This is a genomic window from Rhizobium anhuiense bv. trifolii, from assembly GCF_024346605.1.
Lineage (GTDB): Bacteria > Pseudomonadota > Alphaproteobacteria > Rhizobiales > Rhizobiaceae > Rhizobium > Rhizobium anhuiense.
Genome location: NZ_CP098803.1, coordinates 4398859 through 4414072 on the forward strand (window position 1 = coordinate 4398859; position 15214 = coordinate 4414072).

At 61.0% G+C, this 15214-nt stretch carries 14 protein-coding genes; 10 read left to right on the forward strand and 4 right to left on the reverse strand.

What is annotated here, in order from left to right; all coding sequences use genetic code 11:
- The first annotated feature begins 56 nt into the window (after window positions 1-56).
- The 3 genes from NE851_RS30200 (at window position 57) to lysS (ending at window position 4036) form a co-directional block, all read left to right on the forward strand.
- Window positions 57-806, forward strand: coding sequence for a TerC family protein (locus tag NE851_RS30200; RefSeq protein WP_047616605.1), 750 nt, complete (start codon window positions 57-59; stop codon window positions 804-806).
- A 244-nt stretch (window positions 807-1050) separates the two neighbouring features.
- A complete protein-coding gene (gene gltX / locus NE851_RS30205) occupies window positions 1051-2517 on the forward strand; it encodes a glutamate--tRNA ligase (RefSeq protein WP_047616688.1) in 1467 nt (488 codons plus the stop codon).
- Between the two features lie 22 nt (window positions 2518-2539).
- Window positions 2540-4036: a lysine--tRNA ligase gene (gene lysS / locus NE851_RS30210; RefSeq protein WP_097543071.1), complete on the forward strand. Its 1497-nt coding sequence runs from the start codon at window positions 2540-2542 to the stop codon at window positions 4034-4036.
- A 167-nt stretch (window positions 4037-4203) separates the two neighbouring features.
- On the opposite strand, the gene NE851_RS30215 is transcribed toward lysS, so the two are convergent.
- Window positions 4204-4953, reverse strand: coding sequence for a hypothetical protein (locus NE851_RS30215; RefSeq protein ID WP_254959555.1), 750 nt, complete (start codon window positions 4951-4953; stop codon window positions 4204-4206).
- A gap of 179 nt (window positions 4954-5132) precedes the next feature.
- On the opposite strand from NE851_RS30215, the gene NE851_RS30220 reads away from it, so the two are divergent.
- From NE851_RS30220 to NE851_RS30250, 7 genes are all read left to right on the forward strand, one after another.
- On the forward strand, window positions 5133-6041 hold the full coding sequence (locus tag NE851_RS30220) for a LysR family transcriptional regulator (RefSeq protein ID WP_047616258.1): 909 nt from the start codon (window positions 5133-5135) through the stop codon (window positions 6039-6041).
- A gap of 118 nt (window positions 6042-6159) precedes the next feature.
- A complete protein-coding gene (locus NE851_RS30225) occupies window positions 6160-7320 on the forward strand; it encodes an ABC transporter substrate-binding protein (protein WP_183906211.1) in 1161 nt (386 codons plus the stop codon).
- 205 nt (window positions 7321-7525) lie between these two features.
- Entirely contained in the window at window positions 7526-8512 is a 987-nt protein-coding gene (locus NE851_RS30230; RefSeq protein ID WP_097543070.1) for an ABC transporter ATP-binding protein, read from the forward strand.
- Window positions 8509-9471: an ABC transporter permease gene (locus NE851_RS30235; RefSeq protein WP_097543069.1), complete on the forward strand. Its 963-nt coding sequence runs from the start codon at window positions 8509-8511 to the stop codon at window positions 9469-9471. Before NE851_RS30230 ends, NE851_RS30235 begins: the two co-directional genes overlap by 4 nt.
- Entirely contained in the window at window positions 9461-10273 is an 813-nt protein-coding gene (locus tag NE851_RS30240; RefSeq protein ID WP_097543068.1) for an ABC transporter permease, read from the forward strand. Before NE851_RS30235 ends, NE851_RS30240 begins: the two co-directional genes overlap by 11 nt.
- Before the next feature lie 13 nt (window positions 10274-10286).
- A complete protein-coding gene (locus tag NE851_RS30245; protein WP_254959556.1) occupies window positions 10287-11714 on the forward strand; it encodes a gamma-aminobutyraldehyde dehydrogenase in 1428 nt (475 codons plus the stop codon).
- Window positions 11715-11864: 150 nt separating this feature from the next.
- Window positions 11865-12038, forward strand: coding sequence for a DUF1328 domain-containing protein (locus tag NE851_RS30250; protein WP_003566688.1), 174 nt, complete (start codon window positions 11865-11867; stop codon window positions 12036-12038).
- Between the two features lie 61 nt (window positions 12039-12099).
- Here the strand turns inward: NE851_RS30250 and NE851_RS30255 are convergent, their stop codons facing one another.
- The 3 genes from NE851_RS30255 to NE851_RS30265 form a co-directional block, all read right to left on the reverse strand.
- The gene (locus NE851_RS30255; protein WP_174824462.1) at window positions 12100-12759 is read right to left on the reverse strand and encodes a DUF3313 domain-containing protein; all 660 of its coding nucleotides are present in this window, start codon (window positions 12757-12759) and stop codon (window positions 12100-12102) included.
- Between the two features lie 165 nt (window positions 12760-12924).
- A complete protein-coding gene (locus NE851_RS30260) occupies window positions 12925-14301 on the reverse strand; it encodes an ATP-binding protein (RefSeq protein WP_047616247.1) in 1377 nt (458 codons plus the stop codon).
- Complete coding sequence (locus tag NE851_RS30265; RefSeq protein ID WP_047616246.1) at window positions 14298-15038, reverse strand: response regulator; 741 nt, start codon at window positions 15036-15038, stop codon at window positions 14298-14300. The genes NE851_RS30260 and NE851_RS30265 overlap by 4 nt, the downstream gene beginning before the upstream one ends.
- Between the last annotated feature and the right edge of the window lie 176 nt (window positions 15039-15214).

Consider the following 15214-nt stretch of genomic DNA (forward strand, 5'->3'; position numbering starts at 1 on the left):
GTGTCATTACATTGCGAGCGTCATTTATCCATATGACGCAAAAGGGATATACGCTGATGCAGGAAATCATGACGCTCATTCAGGATCCGGCCGCCTGGGTGGCGCTCATCACGCTGGTGGTGATGGAAGTCGTTCTCGGGATCGACAACCTGATCTTCATTTCCATTCTCACCAACAAGCTGCCGCCCGAGCACCGGGAGAAGGCCCGCAAAATCGGCATCGGCCTTGCGCTCGTCATGCGCCTGGCTCTGCTCGGCACCATCGCCTGGATCGTGCAACTGACCGAACCGCTATTTGAAGCCTTCGGCCACGGCTTCTCCTGGAAGGATTTGATCCTGATTGCCGGCGGCCTGTTCCTCGTCTGGAAGGCCACCAAGGAAATCCATCATACCGTCGACCCGGAAGACCATCAGGAGGATTTCATCGCCACGTCGGCAACGACCGGCTTTGCATCGGCCATCGGCCAGATCCTGCTGCTCGATCTCGTCTTCTCAGTCGACAGCATCATCACCGCCGTCGGCATGACGCCGCATCTGCCGATCATGGTGGTCGCAGTCGTCGCCGCCGTCACCGTCATGCTGGTTGCGGCGACCCCGCTGGCCAACTTCATCGAGAGGAACCCGACGATCGTCATGCTGGCGCTCGCCTTCCTGCTGATGATCGGCACGACGCTGATCGCCGAAGGCATGGGCTTCCACGTGCCGAAGGGCTACGTCTACGCCGCCATGGCCTTCTCGGCGCTGGTCGAGGTGCTGAACATGTTCGCGCGCAACGCCCGCAAGCGAAAACGCGACGCCGCCCATTGAGGCTTGGACTGGAGGGCGCGGCCGAACCGCCGCGCCCTCACCCGCCGCCATCAGGCCTTTGCAAACGTGGTTTTTCTTGACGCGCCCGGTTGAATATGGCCTAAGGCCAGCCGAACGGACGATCGGCGGAGAGTGCGGGCGCATGCCCTTTCCGGCCGGTTTGCCGATGAAGATATCTGCATCCTTCCGGCCGAACGTCGCTTTCCCATGAAAGCCGTCCGGCATTCATTGACGGGCACACACAATGACAGTTTCCGGGACAGCTACCGGCGTCCGCGTCCGCATCGCTCCCTCGCCGACCGGCGAGCCGCATGTCGGCACCGCTTATATCGCTCTCTTCAACTATCTTTTCGCCAAGAAGCATGGCGGCGAGTTCATCCTGCGCATCGAGGATACCGATGCGACGCGCTCGACCCCGGAATTCGAAACGAAGGTGTTGGACGCACTGAAATGGTGCGGGCTGGAATGGAAGGAAGGCCCGGATATCGGCGGCCCCTACGGCCCCTATCGCCAATCCGACCGCAAGGAAGTGTACCAGCCTTACGGGCAGGAATTGCTGGACAAGGGCCATGCCTTCCGCTGTTTCTGTACGCCCGCTCGGCTGGAGCAGATGCGCGAAACCCAGCGCGCCGCCGGCAAGCCGCCGAAGTACGATGGTCTCTGCCTCAACCTCACGGCCGAGGAAGTCACCTCGCGCATGGCCGCCGGCGAAACGACCGTCATCCGCATGAAGATCCCGGCCGAAGGCTCCTGCGACTTCACGGACGGCGTCTACGGCGATGTTTCCATCCCGTGGGATTCGGTCGACATGCAGGTCCTCATCAAGGCCGACGGCATGCCGACCTATCATATGGCCAACGTCATCGACGACCATCTGATGAAGATCACCCATGTGGCGCGCGGCGAGGAATGGCTGGCTTCGGTGCCGAAGCACATCCTGCTCTATCGCTACTTCGGCTGGGATCAGCCGGTCTTCATGCATCTGTCGCTGATGCGCAATGCCGACAAATCGAAGCTGTCGAAGCGCAAGAACCCGACCTCGATCTCCTATTACTCCGCGCTCGGCTATATCCCGGAAGCGCTGATGAACTTCCTCGGCCTGTTCTTCATCCAGATCGCCGAAGGCGAAGAGCTGCTTGAGATAGACGAGCTCTCCGAAAAATTCGACCCGGAAAACCTCTCCAAGGCCGGTGCGATCTTCGATATTCAGAAGCTCGACTGGCTGAACGGCCGCTGGATCCGCGAGAAGCTGTCGGAAGAAGAATTCCAGGCGCGCGTGCTGAGCTGGGCGATGGAAAACGATCGTCTGAAGCAAGGCCTGCGGCTGTCGCAGACGCGCATCTCCAAGCTCGGCGAGCTGCCCGATCTCGCCGGTTTCCTGCTGAAGTCCGATCTCGGCCTGCAGCCTTCCGACTTTGCCAAGATCAAGTCGCCGCCGGAGGAGATCCTCGAGATCCTCAACACCGTTCAGCCGGATCTCGAAAAGATCCTGGAATGGAATGTCGAGACGATCGAGGCCGAGCTGCGCGCGATCGCCGACCGCATGGGCAAGAAACTGAAGGTCGTGGTCTCGCCGCTCTTCGTCGCCGTGTCCGGCTCGTCGCGGTCCCTGCCGCTCTTTGATTCCATGGCGATCCTCGGCCGCTCCGTCGTACGCCAGCGCCTGAAGCTCGCCGCACAGGCGGTCGCCGCCCTCGTCGGCTCGAAGTAAGAACAGTCAGAGGATTTCGACAGTGGCTGACAACAAGACCGAAAACACCCTCTCCTCCGACGCGACTGAGGTGCGCGCCCAGAAGCTGAAGCTGCTGCGCGAACAGATCGGCGAGGTCTATCCGGCGCATTTCCATCGGACGATGGGCAATGCCGAGCTGACCGCGAAATACGAGAGCCTGGAGCCGGATACAGAGACGCAGGATGTCGTCACCGTCGCCGGCCGCGTCTATTCCTCGCGCAACTCCGGCATGTTCATGGATATCCATGACGCCTCCGGCAAGATCCAGATCTTCTCGCACAAGGACGTCACCGGCGAGGAGGCCCGCGCCCTGCTGCCGATGATCGACATCGGCGACATCATCGGCGTCACCGGCATCGTCCGCCGCACCAAGCGTGGCGAGCTGACGATCAATGCGCAGAAGATCGAAATGCTGACGAAGTCGCTGCTGCCGATGCCCGAGAAGTGGCACGGCCTCTCCGACATCGAGCTGCGGTACCGCAAGCGCCATCTCGACATCATGACCAACGAGGATTCGAAGCTCCGCTTCCAGCAGCGCTCGAAGATCGTCTCCGGCATCCGCCGCTTCATGGAAAATGACGGCTTCATGGAAGTCGAGACGCCGATGCTGCATTCGGTCTATGGCGGCGCCACCGCCGAGCCGTTCAAGACGCATCACAACACGCTCAAGCTCGACATGTATCTGCGCATCGCGCCGGAACTGTTCCTCAAGCGCACGCTGGTCTCGGGCCTCACCGACAAGGTCTTCGAGATCAACCGGAACTTCCGCAACGAGGGCGTCTCCACCCGGCACAATCCCGAATTCACCATGATGGAATGCTATTGGGCCTATGCCGACTACGAGGACGTCATGGACCTCGTCGAGCGGCTGTTCGAGACCCTGGCGCTCTCCATTCACGGCACGACGGAATTCGACTTCGGCGACAAGCGGATCTCCTTCAAGGGACCGTTCAAGCGCGTGCCGATGCCCGATGCCGTCAAGGAAGCCACCGGCATCGATTTCCGCGCCATCAAGACCGATGACGAGGCACGCGCCGCCGCCAAGGCTGCCGGCTTCGCGGTCGAGAAGGATTGGACCTGGGGCGAATGCCTCGCCTTCATCTTCGAGGAAAAGGTTGAATCGACACTGATTCAGCCGTCGCATGTCACGCATTTCCCGAAGGACATCTCGCCCTTCGCCAAGGAAGTGCCGGGCGAGCCGCGCCTCGTCGAACGTTTCGAGACCTATTGCAACGCCTGGGAACTCGGCAACGCCTTCTCGGAACTCAACGATCCCGAAGAGCAGCGCCGCCGCATGGTCGAGCAGCTCGAACAGGCGCATGCCCGCGGCGAGAAGGAAAAGCAACTGGACGAGGAATTCCTCGACGCGATCGATCAGGGCATGCCGCCGGCCGGCGGCCTCGGCATCGGCGTCGACCGCCTCATCATGCTTCTCACCAACGCGCCGTCGATCCGCGACGTCATCCTCTTCCCGGCCCGCCGCAACAAGGCCGACTGACGGAAAAAGACGCAGAGAAACGAAGCGGAGTGCCATTGCATAATTCCTTAAATCGGAATCGATTTACGGATAAAATTATGCAGCCATTCAAAGTGCGACAGCGTCCTTTGCGCGTCTGAAAGACGCGCGGCGCTGTAGCCGGCGCTCCGCTTTTTCATGCCGTTTAATCAGTGTTTCTTGGCAGGCGCGGTTTCCGGCGGCTCTTCGGCCGGGGCCTCCGCCACCACATCGGCGCTCCCGCCCTCTGCGGCAGGCGCAGCTTCGCTTTCGCCCGCCGGTGCGCCACCATGGCCGCCGCCGGCGGCCTTCGTTTCCTTGGCTTTTTCCCCATTCTTCGTCGAGCCCACCGCGACCGGATCGACGCAATCCTCGGGGTCCTTGAAGGCAGCGCTGATCATGGCGACCTCCTCGGACGGCATCTCTATCCGTTCGCCGAAGAACAGCCCGTTTTCGCTGGCCTTGCCGTCATAATAGCGCGCCGTATAGGACTTGTCGTCGAGGCCGGGAACGGTCTGATCGGGATGCGGGATATAGACGACATCGGCGCCGATCGCCCGGCCGCGAATGTCGGCACGCAGCGTCGGCCCGTTCTCGTCGAGCACCACCACCTGCACCAGATCCGGCTTTTGCGCGGCGTAGACGGCCTGGGCGACACGAAGTGCTGTCTTGACGCGTGTCATCCCGTCGGTCGGTTCGGTCTTGATGTATTTCCGTATCCAGATGTGGTTCTGCTTGCGGATGGTCACGAGGTTGACGTCGCTGCATTCGAGCCCGTAGCCACCGCCAGTTGCACCGATCAGCCTGTCCTTGCCGACATAGACCGCCGCGCCGCCGGAAACGCCCGCCAGAAGAGCGACTCCACCGATGATGATTGCCAATTTCCGGGAAGGCCGGAAGATGCGCAGTAAGGCCTTCACGCCAACTGCTCCGCCATCTGAAACTCCAACGCAGGACTAGTGCTGAGAACGCTAAGGAAATGACGTTTCAGAAAGTTTAAGTGGGCGCATAAAGCCTGCGCCATTTTGGAAAAACACCAAAAAAGGTCCACTTTTTTAGGCCGCTTGCCACGGCCTGTTCCGCCATGCTCTAAACGCCCATGGCCTTCACGCTTCGTCAGGTTCAATATTTCGTCGCCGTCGCCGAACAGGGTTCGGTAACGCGCGCCGCGCAGAACCTTTCGATCTCGCAATCCTCGGTAACGGAAGCGCTGAAGGAGCTCGAAACCGACCTCGGCGTCGAGCTGTTCGAGCGCCATCCACGCGGCCTGACGATCACTCACAACGGCCACCAGTTCCTGCGTCACGCGACGAAGATCCTGGCTTCCGTCTCCGATGCGCGAACCAGCTTCTCCGGCCAGCAAAGCACCCTTTCCGGCACGCTGAACATCGGCGTCACCTCGCTCGTCGCCGGCTACGTCCTCTCCGATCTCCTGGCGCGATACCGACGCGCCTGCCCGGGCATCGAGGTCAGCGCTATCGAGGACAATGGCGGTTACCTCGAACATCTCCTGGTCGGCGGCGAACTGGATGTCGCCGTCATGGTGATCTCAAACCTGCGCGACCGCATGGCGCTGCAGGCGGAAATCCTCGAAACCTCCCCCTATCGGCTGTGGCTGCCGATGGGCCATCCGCTGGTGTCGGCCGACATCATCTCGGTCGCCGACATCGCCCGCGAACCGTTGATCATGCTGACGGTCGACGAAATCGAGGAGAATACCGGCAAGCTGCTCTCGGCACTCGGCGCCCGCCCGCATGTCGCCTTCCGCACCCGCTCGGTGGAGGCAGTGCGCAGCCTGGTTGCAACGGGCGCCGGCGTGGCGCTGCTTCCCGATCTCGTCTACCGACCATGGTCGCTCGAAGGCGACCGCATCGAGAGCCGCGACGTCTCCGGTTCGCTGCCGGTCGTCCAGGTCGGCATGGTCTGGCGCAAGGGCTCCAGCCTGCCGCAGGCGGCGCGCGATTTCGTCGGCATCGCTGAAAGCCTGCGTTCCGGCCGCATCCGCTGATATCGGAATTTCCGATAACGCCCTTCTGATAAATGAATTTGCGAAAGCGACCTTTTCGCGTCACCTTTTCATCCGGGAACAAACCGCCACAAAAGTGGCATCAGACCGGGAGACGATGATGACGAATCTCTTGAAATCCTGCACGGCAGCGCTTGCCTGCCTGAGCTTCGCGACGCAGGTGATCGCCGCCGAACCGCTGAAGGCGCTCGGCAAGGGCGAAGGTGCGGTCAGCATCGTCGCCTGGGCCGGTTATATCGAACGCGGCGAAACCGACAAGAACTATGACTGGGTCACCGATTTCGAAAAGGAGACCGGCTGCAAGGTTTCCGTCAAGACCGCCGCCACCTCGGATGAAATGGTCTCGCTGATGAACGAAGGCGGTTTCGATCTTGTCACGGCATCCGGCGACGCCTCGCTGCGCCTCATCGCCGGCAAACGCGTCCAGCCGATCAACACCGATCTGATCCCGAGCTTCAAGACCGTCGACGAGCGTCTGCAGAATGGCCCCTGGTATACGGTCGGCGGCGTCCATTACGGCGTGCCCTATCTCTGGGGCCCGAACGTGCTGATGTACAATACCGATGCCTTCAAGGACAAGGCGCCGACCAGCTGGGGCGTCGTCTTCGAGGAGCAGACGCTGCCCGACGGCAAGTCGAACAAGGGCCGCGTCCAGGCCTATGACGGCGCGATCTACATCGCCGACGCCGCCATGTATCTGATGGCCCACAAGCCGGATCTCGGCATCAAGGATCCCTACGAACTGACCGAGGACCAGTACAAGGCCGCCCTCGACCTATTGCGCGGCCAGCGCAAGCTCGTCTCGCGCTACTGGCACGACGCAATGATCCAGATCGACGACTTCAAGAACGAAGGCGTCGTCGCTTCCGGCTCCTGGCCCTTCCAGGTGAACCTGCTGCAGGCCGACAAGCAGAAGATCGCCTCCACCTTTCCGGAAGAAGGCGTTACCGGCTGGGCCGACACCACCATGCTGCATGCCGACAGCGAACATCCGAACTGCGCCTATATGTGGATGGAACATTCGCTGAAGGCCAAGGTCCAGGGCGATGCCGCCGCCTGGTTCGGCGCCGTGCCCTCGGTTCCCGCCGCCTGCAAGGGCAACGAACTGATGGGTGAAACCGGCTGCGCCACCAACGGCTTCGATCATTTCGACAAGATCAAGTTCTGGAAGACGCCCGTGACCAAATGCGCGACGCAGAGCGAATGCGTGCCCTATCATCGCTGGGTGTCGGATTATATCGGCGTGATCGGCGGGCGATGAACAGGGCCGGTCCGCGCGCATAAGATTCCCTTCCCACAAGGGAGAGGGCGTTGAGCGGCACCGCCGAATCCTGCCGAAACACCAAGGTATTTGCGAAAGGGTACGGCAGGTTAAGCCCCTCCCCCTTGTGGGGGAGGGGTTTGGGGCCGGGTCTTTATTGACCAAGACCGAGCCTCTCTCTGAACACACAGGACCCGGAACTCCCATGACGTCAGCCGTCCGCTTCCAGCAGGTATCGCGCCATTTCGGCCAGGTTCGCGCCGTCGACGGCGTCGATCTCGAGATCGCGCCCGGCGAATTCTTCGCCATGCTCGGACCTTCCGGCTCCGGCAAGACGACCTGCCTGAGATTGATCGCCGGCTTCGAACAGCCGACATCGGGCCATATCCAGATCTTCGGCGAGACGGCCGACGGCGTTCCGCCCTATCGCCGCAACGTCAACACCGTATTCCAGGACTACGCGCTTTTTCCGCACCTCAATATCTTCGACAATGTTGCCTATGGGCTGATGGTCAAGGGTGTCGGCAAGGCGGAGCGGATGAAGGCGGCGGGCGATGCTCTGGAACTCGTCAAGCTGCCGGGCTACGGCGCCCGCCGCCCCGGTCAGCTGTCCGGTGGCCAGCGGCAGCGCGTGGCGCTCGCCCGCGCGCTGGTCAACAAGCCGAAAGTGCTGCTGCTCGACGAGCCGCTCGGCGCGCTCGACCTGAAGCTGCGCGAGCAGATGCAGGAGGAATTGAAGAGCCTGCAGCGCGCGCTCGGCATCACCTTCGTCTTCGTCACCCACGATCAAGGCGAGGCGCTGTCGATGGCCGATCGCGTCGCCGTCTTCAACGATGGCAACATTGTCCAGCAAGGCACGCCGCAGGATATCTATCGCTGCCCGAAGACCCGCTTCGTCGCCGATTTCGTCGGCTCCTCGAACGTCATCGCGCCCGATCTCATGGCCTTGCTCGGCGGTGAGAAACGCTGGGCAAGCCTGCGTCCCGAGGCGATCCGGCTGACAGGCGACGGCGTCGAGGCGAAAGTCGAAAACGCAAGTTTCCTCGGCGCAGCCACGCGTCTCAGCGTCGACCTCAAGGGCAGCCGGCTGCATGTCATGCTGCCGGCAGGCACGCCGGTGCCGGATGTCGGAGCCGGCATCCACCTCGCCTGGCAGCCGGCCGATATCCACTATATGGACGATGCGGCATGACGGCGCTCACCATGTCAGGCGGCAAGACATCGATCCTTCCGGGGCGCGGCGGCTTCTTCGGCCAATTGTCGGATGCCTTCTGGCGGCACCCGAAGCTGCTGCTCTTGCTGATGCTGACGCCGCCGCTGCTCTGGCTGGGGATCATCTATATCGGCTCGCTGATCGCCCTGCTTCTGCAGAGCTTCTTCTCGATCGACGATTTCTCCGGCCTGGTGAATTACGAATTCACCCTCTCGACCTATGCCCAGCTGCTGAATCCTGCGAATTTCGACATCATCATCCGCACCGTCGTCATGGCGGCGCTGGTCACCGTCGCTTCCGCCCTGATCGCCTTTCCGATCGCCTATTACGCGGCGCGTTATGCGCAAGGCAAATGGAAGGCGCTCTTTTATCTCGGCGTCATGCTGCCGCTCTGGTCGAGCTATCTCGTCAAGATCTACGCCTGGAAGCTGATCCTCGCCAAGGAAGGCATCCTCACCTGGATCTTTGAGAAGCTCCATCTCTCCTGGCTGCTCGACGCCGTCCTGAATCTGCCCGTCATCGGCGGCAATTCGCTGTCGGTGAGCTACCTCGGCACCTTCATCGTCTTCGTTTATATCTGGCTTCCCTATATGATCCTGCCGACGCAGGCGGCCCTGGAGCGCGTGCCCGGCAACCTGATCGAGGCCTCGGCGGATCTCGGCGCCACGCCGCGCCAGACCTTCCGCACCGTGCTGCTGCCGTTGGCGCTGCCCGGCATCGTCGCCGGTTCGATCTTCACCTTCTCGCTGACATTGGGCGATTACATCATCCCGCAGATCATCGGCTCGTCCAGGCTGTTCATCGGCCAGGCGGTGTATGCCCAGCAGGGAACGGCCGGCAACGTGCCGCTGGCGGCCGCCTTCTCCGTCGTGCCGATCGTCATCATGGCGCTCTACCTGTCGCTCGCCAAGAAGATGGGGGCCTTCGATGCGCTCTGACCTCAAGACATCGCCGCTGGCTTTGAAGATCGCCGCAGCCGTCGGACTGCTCTTCCTGCATCTGCCGATCCTGTTGATCTTCGTCTATGCCTTCACGACCGAGGAAAAGAGCTATCAATGGCCGCCACCGGGGCTGACCCTGCAATGGTTCCCCGTTGCCTGGAACCGGCCGGACGTCTGGTCGGCGCTCAGCCTCTCCGTACAGGTCGCAGTCATCGCCACGGCGATCGCGCTGGTGCTCGGCACGCTCTGTGCTGCGGCCGTCAGCCAGACGAAATTCTTCGGCCGCGAGGCGATCTCGTTGCTGGTCATCCTGCCGATCGCCCTTCCCGGCATCATCACCGGCATTGCGCTGCGCTCCGCCTTCAGCCTGTTCGACATCCCGTTTTCGGTCTGGACCATCGTGCTCGGCCACGCCACTTTCTGCGTGGTCGTCGTCTACAACAATGCGGTCGCCCGCTTCCGCCGCACCTCCGGCTCGCTGATCGAGGCTTCGATGGATCTCGGCGCCGACGGCTTCCAGACCTTCCGCCATATCATCCTGCCGAACATCGGCACCGCTCTTCTTGCCGGCGGCATGCTCGCTTTTGCGCTGTCTTTCGACGAGGTCATCGTCACCACCTTCACCGGCGGCCAGCAATCGACCTTGCCGATCTGGATGCTCGAAGAACTCATCCGCCCACGCCAGCGCCCGGTCACCAACGTGGTCGCCATGCTCGTGGTGCTCGTCACCTTCCTGCCGATCCTGGCAGCCTACTACCTCACCCGCGACGGCGACCAGATCGCCGGCGCCGGCAAATAACAGGGAGAACATCATGGATACCCAAATGCTGATCGGTTCCCGCTTCGAAAAAGGCACGGAGACGGAAGAGCACATCCTGAACCCGAAGACGGGCGAGACGGTGATCGACCTTCCAGAAGCCTCGCTTTCCCAGATCGACGCCGCCGTCGACGCTGCTGAAAAGGCCTTCGCACGCTGGTCGCAGACGACGCCGGGCGAGCGTTCCGGCTACCTGCTGAAGATCGCCGACGCCATCGAGAAGGATGCTGTCGGCTTCGCGACTCTGGAAGCGCTGAACTGCGGCAAGCCGATCAATGCCGTGCTGAACGACGAAATCCCGGCGATCGTCGATTGTTATCGCTTCTTCGCCGGCGCCGTGCGCAACCTGCACGGCCCGGCCGCCGGCGAATATCTGCCTGGCCACACCTCGATGATCCGCCGCGATCCGATCGGCATCGTCGGCTCCATCGCGCCATGGAACTATCCGCTGATGATGATGGCCTGGAAGCTGGCGCCGGCGATCGCCGGCGGCAACACCGTCGTCTTCAAACCATCGGAACAGACGCCGCTGACGTCGCTGAAAATGGCGAAACTGCTCTCCGAAATCCTTCCCGAAGGCGTCGTCAACGTCATCCTCGGGCGCGGCGAAAGCGTCGGCAACGCCCTGATCAACCATGCCAAGATCGGCATGGTCTCGATAACAGGCGATGTCGCCACCGGCAAGAAAGTGCTGCAGGCCGCCGCCAAGACGGTCAAGCGCACCCATCTGGAACTCGGCGGCAAGGCCCCGGTCATCGTCTTCGACGACGCCGATATCGATGCCGTCGTCGCCGGCATCCGCACCTTCGGCTATTACAATGCCGGTCAGGACTGTACCGCGGCCTGCCGTATCTATGCTGATGCCAGGGTCTACGACAACTTCGTCGCCGATCTCTCCTCGGCCGTCGGAAGCATCCGCTTCAACCAGGCCGACGATACCGAAAACGAGATCGGGCCGCTGATCTCCAGGCGCCAGCGCGACCGCGTCGAAAGCTTCGTCGCCCGCGCTTCCGAACACAAGCACATGGAGATCACCACCGGCGGCAAGGTCTCCGGCGACAAGGGCTTCTTCTTCGCCCCGACCGTCATAGCAGGCGCTCTGCAGGACGATGAGATCGTCCGCCGCGAAGTCTTCGGTCCGGTCGTCTCGATCACCCGTTTCTCCGATGCCGATGATGCCGTTGCCTGGGCAAACGACAGCGATTACGGCCTCGCCTCCTCCGTCTGGACCAAGGATATCGGCCGCGGCATGAGAACCGCCGCCCGCCTGCAATATGGCTGCACCTGGATCAACACCCATTTCATGCTGGTCAACGAGATGCCGCATGGCGGCCTCAAACAGTCGGGCTACGGCAAGGACATGTCGGTCTACGCGCTGGAGGACTACACTGCCGTGCGCCATGTGATGATCAATCACGGCTGATCGGGAGAAGGCAAGGATACGAAATTCGACGTTAGACCCATCAGCAGCGCCGGGAGGGGCAGGCCGAAGATCAGCGCCATTGCATTCCGACGATCTGGAACATTTTCCCGGTTGCTGCGTCTTCCCAGGCAAAACGCAAAGGATGACGCCATGCTGAAATGGGCTCTGATATTTTTCGTGATTTCGATCGTCGCCGGCTTCTTCGGTTTTTCCGGCGTATCGGCAGCAACCGCGACGATCGCCCGCGTTCTTTTCGGCATCGCGCTGGTGATCTTCCTGATTTTCCTTGTCCTTGCGCTGATGGCCGGGCAGGCGATCTTATAACGGAAACGAGGCGGCAATGAGCGTGGACGCAGAACATGCCCACGCGCTTTGACTCCACCGGCTATTTCAACTCCGCAAGGAGCGCGTCGGCGCCTTTCCGGACGCCGACCATCGAGGCATCCATCGCCGTGAAGCTTGCACCGATATTCATCGCATTCGGATATTGCTTGGTGACATAGGAAGACAGGAGACGATTGCTCGCAGCATCATAGATCTCCACGGCATAGTTCACCGAACCGGTCATCGAGCCTTCTCGGCCGCGCGCCGCCTGGACGGTGTTGTACAATCCGCCGGCGACGTCGATGCGCGTGACCGTTCCGAGCACCGCAGTTGTTGCCTTCGCGCCCGTCAGCGTCAGATGCAATCTGAGCGTTGCCGGAGCAGGGGTGCTGACGACGGCAAAGCGTGTCTTCAATTTTTCCGTGAATTGCTGCTGCATGTAACTGGCGAGGAAAATCCTGTCCTTTTCAGAAACCTTGCCGAACTGATTGTCAGGGCCGTTATAGACCGTAACGGGATCTACGATGATCCTGTTGTACTGGCTCCAGATGACATTCGTCTGATAGCGATATGGCACGCGGCCGGTCTTATCCTCAATGTTCGGTCGAAGCTGTGATGCCGAAGCAAGTCCGGAATACACCGTCGGGTCAGGGGTCGTGCATGCGGCAACGCTCAAGCAGGCTAGCATCAGTGCGGCGCCGATTTTCAAATTTTTTATCAATGGCTTGGCTCCAGCTTTGGAAATGCCGAACGGCATCTGCTGGCACCGGTTTTATGGAATTCGGATGTTGCTGTGTTTGTTATGATATGCGGAAATGTTCGCAAACCCTCTTTGCGACCAAGCAGCGCGACGCGACGCATGACCACGCCGTCGGTCGGCCGGCAGTCAGTGTGATGAAGGGATCGACGGCGAGCCTTCGGGCTGGATCACCTGACGAGCGGGCAGATCGATCACGACGACCAGGCCGCGTGGTTTCCCGTCCAACAACGTCAATTGTCCGTTATGCGCTTTGGTGACGATCCCTTGGGCGATCGGAAGACCAAGCCCAAGCCCGGAACCGCCTGCGGCGGCGATCTGCCGCGATTTGTCCCCCTTGAAGAATGGCTCCAGAACCTTCGCCTTGAGCTCGTCCGTCAGACCGGGACCATTGTCCCTCACCTCTATCCGGATCCCGCCATCGTCACGGCCTTGCAACTCGATGTCGACCTGCGTTGCATAACGGGACGCGTTTTCGACCAGATTGGTCATCGCGCGGGTCAGCGCCTGAGGTTTGCAGACAAACGCCAATCGCCGCGGACCGATGAACCGCACATCGACGCCGGTGTCGGAGAAATCGGTCGCAATCGTCTGCAGCAGGCTTGAGATATCGACCTTTCGATCGACCGCCCTCACCGAGGGATCTTTGAAATAGGCCAGACACTCGTCGATCATGAAATTCAAAGTGGCGATATCGGCGAGCATCAGGCTGCGAAGTTCCGGCTCTGCGGAACGCTCGGCACGCATCCGCAATCGCGTCAGCGGTGTCCTGAGATCATGGCCCACGCCGCTCAGCACTCTTGTTCGATCCTCCGCCATGCTCTGGATCCGGTCGCTCATGACGTTGAGCGATTCCGCCAGGCTTCGGATCTCGGCTGCACCATCCGGTTCGAAAGGCTTTTCCAGGCTGCCTTCCATGCTCGCGCGTTTGGCAGCGGCGGCAAAGCGCCTCAGAGGTTCGGTAATGAGCCGGCTGCTGAAATATGCGAGCAGCACCAACGGAATGACGATTTTCAAAAATCCGCTTGCAGCTGCCGGAACGAACCACAGATAGCTGGGAAAAACCGGCAGTTGAAAGATGAGAGCACGCCTGTCGTCAATTCCGACAGTCAGCACGTCTGGATGCGATGGACCCATGACGAAACGATGAAATGCCGCGAAAATATTGTCGGCGAGCAGCGCGTCGATGCGCGCCACGATCTCGCTTGCAGCTATCATCGGCTGTTTGCCGGCAAGCGGCTGATCCAGGGACAATTTTTCGACCTCAACGCCGAGTGCCGCTGCTCTCTTGAGAACCGCGGCTTCGTCCTCGACTGACCTTGCCTGTGCAAATTGCTCGGCGACCATCGCCGCCCTGCCGGCAAACAGGCCGTTTTGAAAGCCGCGATCATGACGGCCGTAGATATAGGGCTCCATCGCGGTCGCCACGACGGAAACCAGCACGACAAGAAAGGTCGCCAATATGAGGATCTGGCTCTGGATCGAAGCGCGCCGGAAATTTCTCACGAGAGACGCTCTACCTTGGATGCGAAAAGATAGCCCCCCAAGCGCACAGTCTTGATGAACGTCGGGTCTTTCAGATTTGGCTCTATTTTTTGCCTGACCCGGCTGATGTGGGCGTCGATGCTGCGTTCCACCGGCCCTGCCGACCCTGCATGTGTCATCGACAAAAGCTGTTCGCGCGTCAGAACCTTATTGGGATTGCAGCAGAAGGCCAGGAGGATATCGAACTCCGCGGTTGTCAGGGAAACCTGCGCGCCGTCCGCGTCGAGAAGTTGACGGCTTTTCGGATCGATGCGCCATCCCGAAAACGTCATAGGCCCAAGCGTTTCCTCGTGATGGTGCGCATATGATGATCTGCGGAGAATGCTCTTGATCCGGGCCAGCAGCTCGCGTGAGTTGAATGGTTTCGTGACATAGTCGTCAGCACCGAGCTCCAGGCCGAGAATGCGGTCGATATCCTCCTGGAGCGCCGTCAGCATCAGGATCGGCACCGAGCGCGAAGCGCGAAGCCGCCTGCAGATGCTGAAGCCGTCCTCCCCCGGCAACATCGCATCGAGGACGATGAGATCGAATTGCTGTCGCGCCATCATTCGGTCCATGGCCGCGCCGCTCTCCACCGACAAGGCTTCGAAGCCGCTGGTCCGGACGAGGTCCACCAGCATATCGGCGATCGCGGAATCGTCTTCGACGATGAGGATATGAGCCTGATTGGGAACTGCCATTTCATATGCCATCGTCATTTGCTCTCTTGCCAGGAGTCCTGTCGGCGCGAAATTATCACGTTTCCGCCTTTATCAATCAGGCGGCCTCATCCGCCATCGATCACGGTGGTTAAAATCTCCAATGTCGTGTCGCCAGGCATTTTTCTCCGTACGATATCAGCTGCCACACCGATACGGCTCCGCCTTATCAGGTC

What these genes read in the sequence shown, in the direction of transcription:
- NE851_RS30265 (WP_047616246.1), bottom strand. Translation starts at nt 15,038, where the DNA reads ATGACGATGGCATATGAAATGGCAGTTCCCAATCAGGCTCATATCCTC.
- NE851_RS30245 (WP_254959556.1), top strand. Translation starts at nt 10,287, where the DNA reads ATGGATACCCAAATGCTGATCGGTTCCCGCTTCGAAAAAGGCACGGAG.
- NE851_RS30230 (WP_097543070.1), top strand. Translation starts at nt 7,526, where the DNA reads ATGACGTCAGCCGTCCGCTTCCAGCAGGTATCGCGCCATTTCGGCCAG.
- NE851_RS30200 (WP_047616605.1), top strand. Translation starts at nt 57, where the DNA reads ATGCAGGAAATCATGACGCTCATTCAGGATCCGGCCGCCTGGGTGGCG.
- NE851_RS30240 (WP_097543068.1), top strand. Translation starts at nt 9,461, where the DNA reads ATGCGCTCTGACCTCAAGACATCGCCGCTGGCTTTGAAGATCGCCGCA.
- NE851_RS30220 (WP_047616258.1), top strand. Translation starts at nt 5,133, where the DNA reads ATGGCCTTCACGCTTCGTCAGGTTCAATATTTCGTCGCCGTCGCCGAA.
- NE851_RS30250 (WP_003566688.1), top strand. Translation starts at nt 11,865, where the DNA reads ATGCTGAAATGGGCTCTGATATTTTTCGTGATTTCGATCGTCGCCGGC.
- gltX (WP_047616688.1), top strand. Translation starts at nt 1,051, where the DNA reads ATGACAGTTTCCGGGACAGCTACCGGCGTCCGCGTCCGCATCGCTCCC.
- NE851_RS30235 (WP_097543069.1), top strand. Translation starts at nt 8,509, where the DNA reads ATGACGGCGCTCACCATGTCAGGCGGCAAGACATCGATCCTTCCGGGG.
- NE851_RS30225 (WP_183906211.1), top strand. Translation starts at nt 6,160, where the DNA reads ATGACGAATCTCTTGAAATCCTGCACGGCAGCGCTTGCCTGCCTGAGC.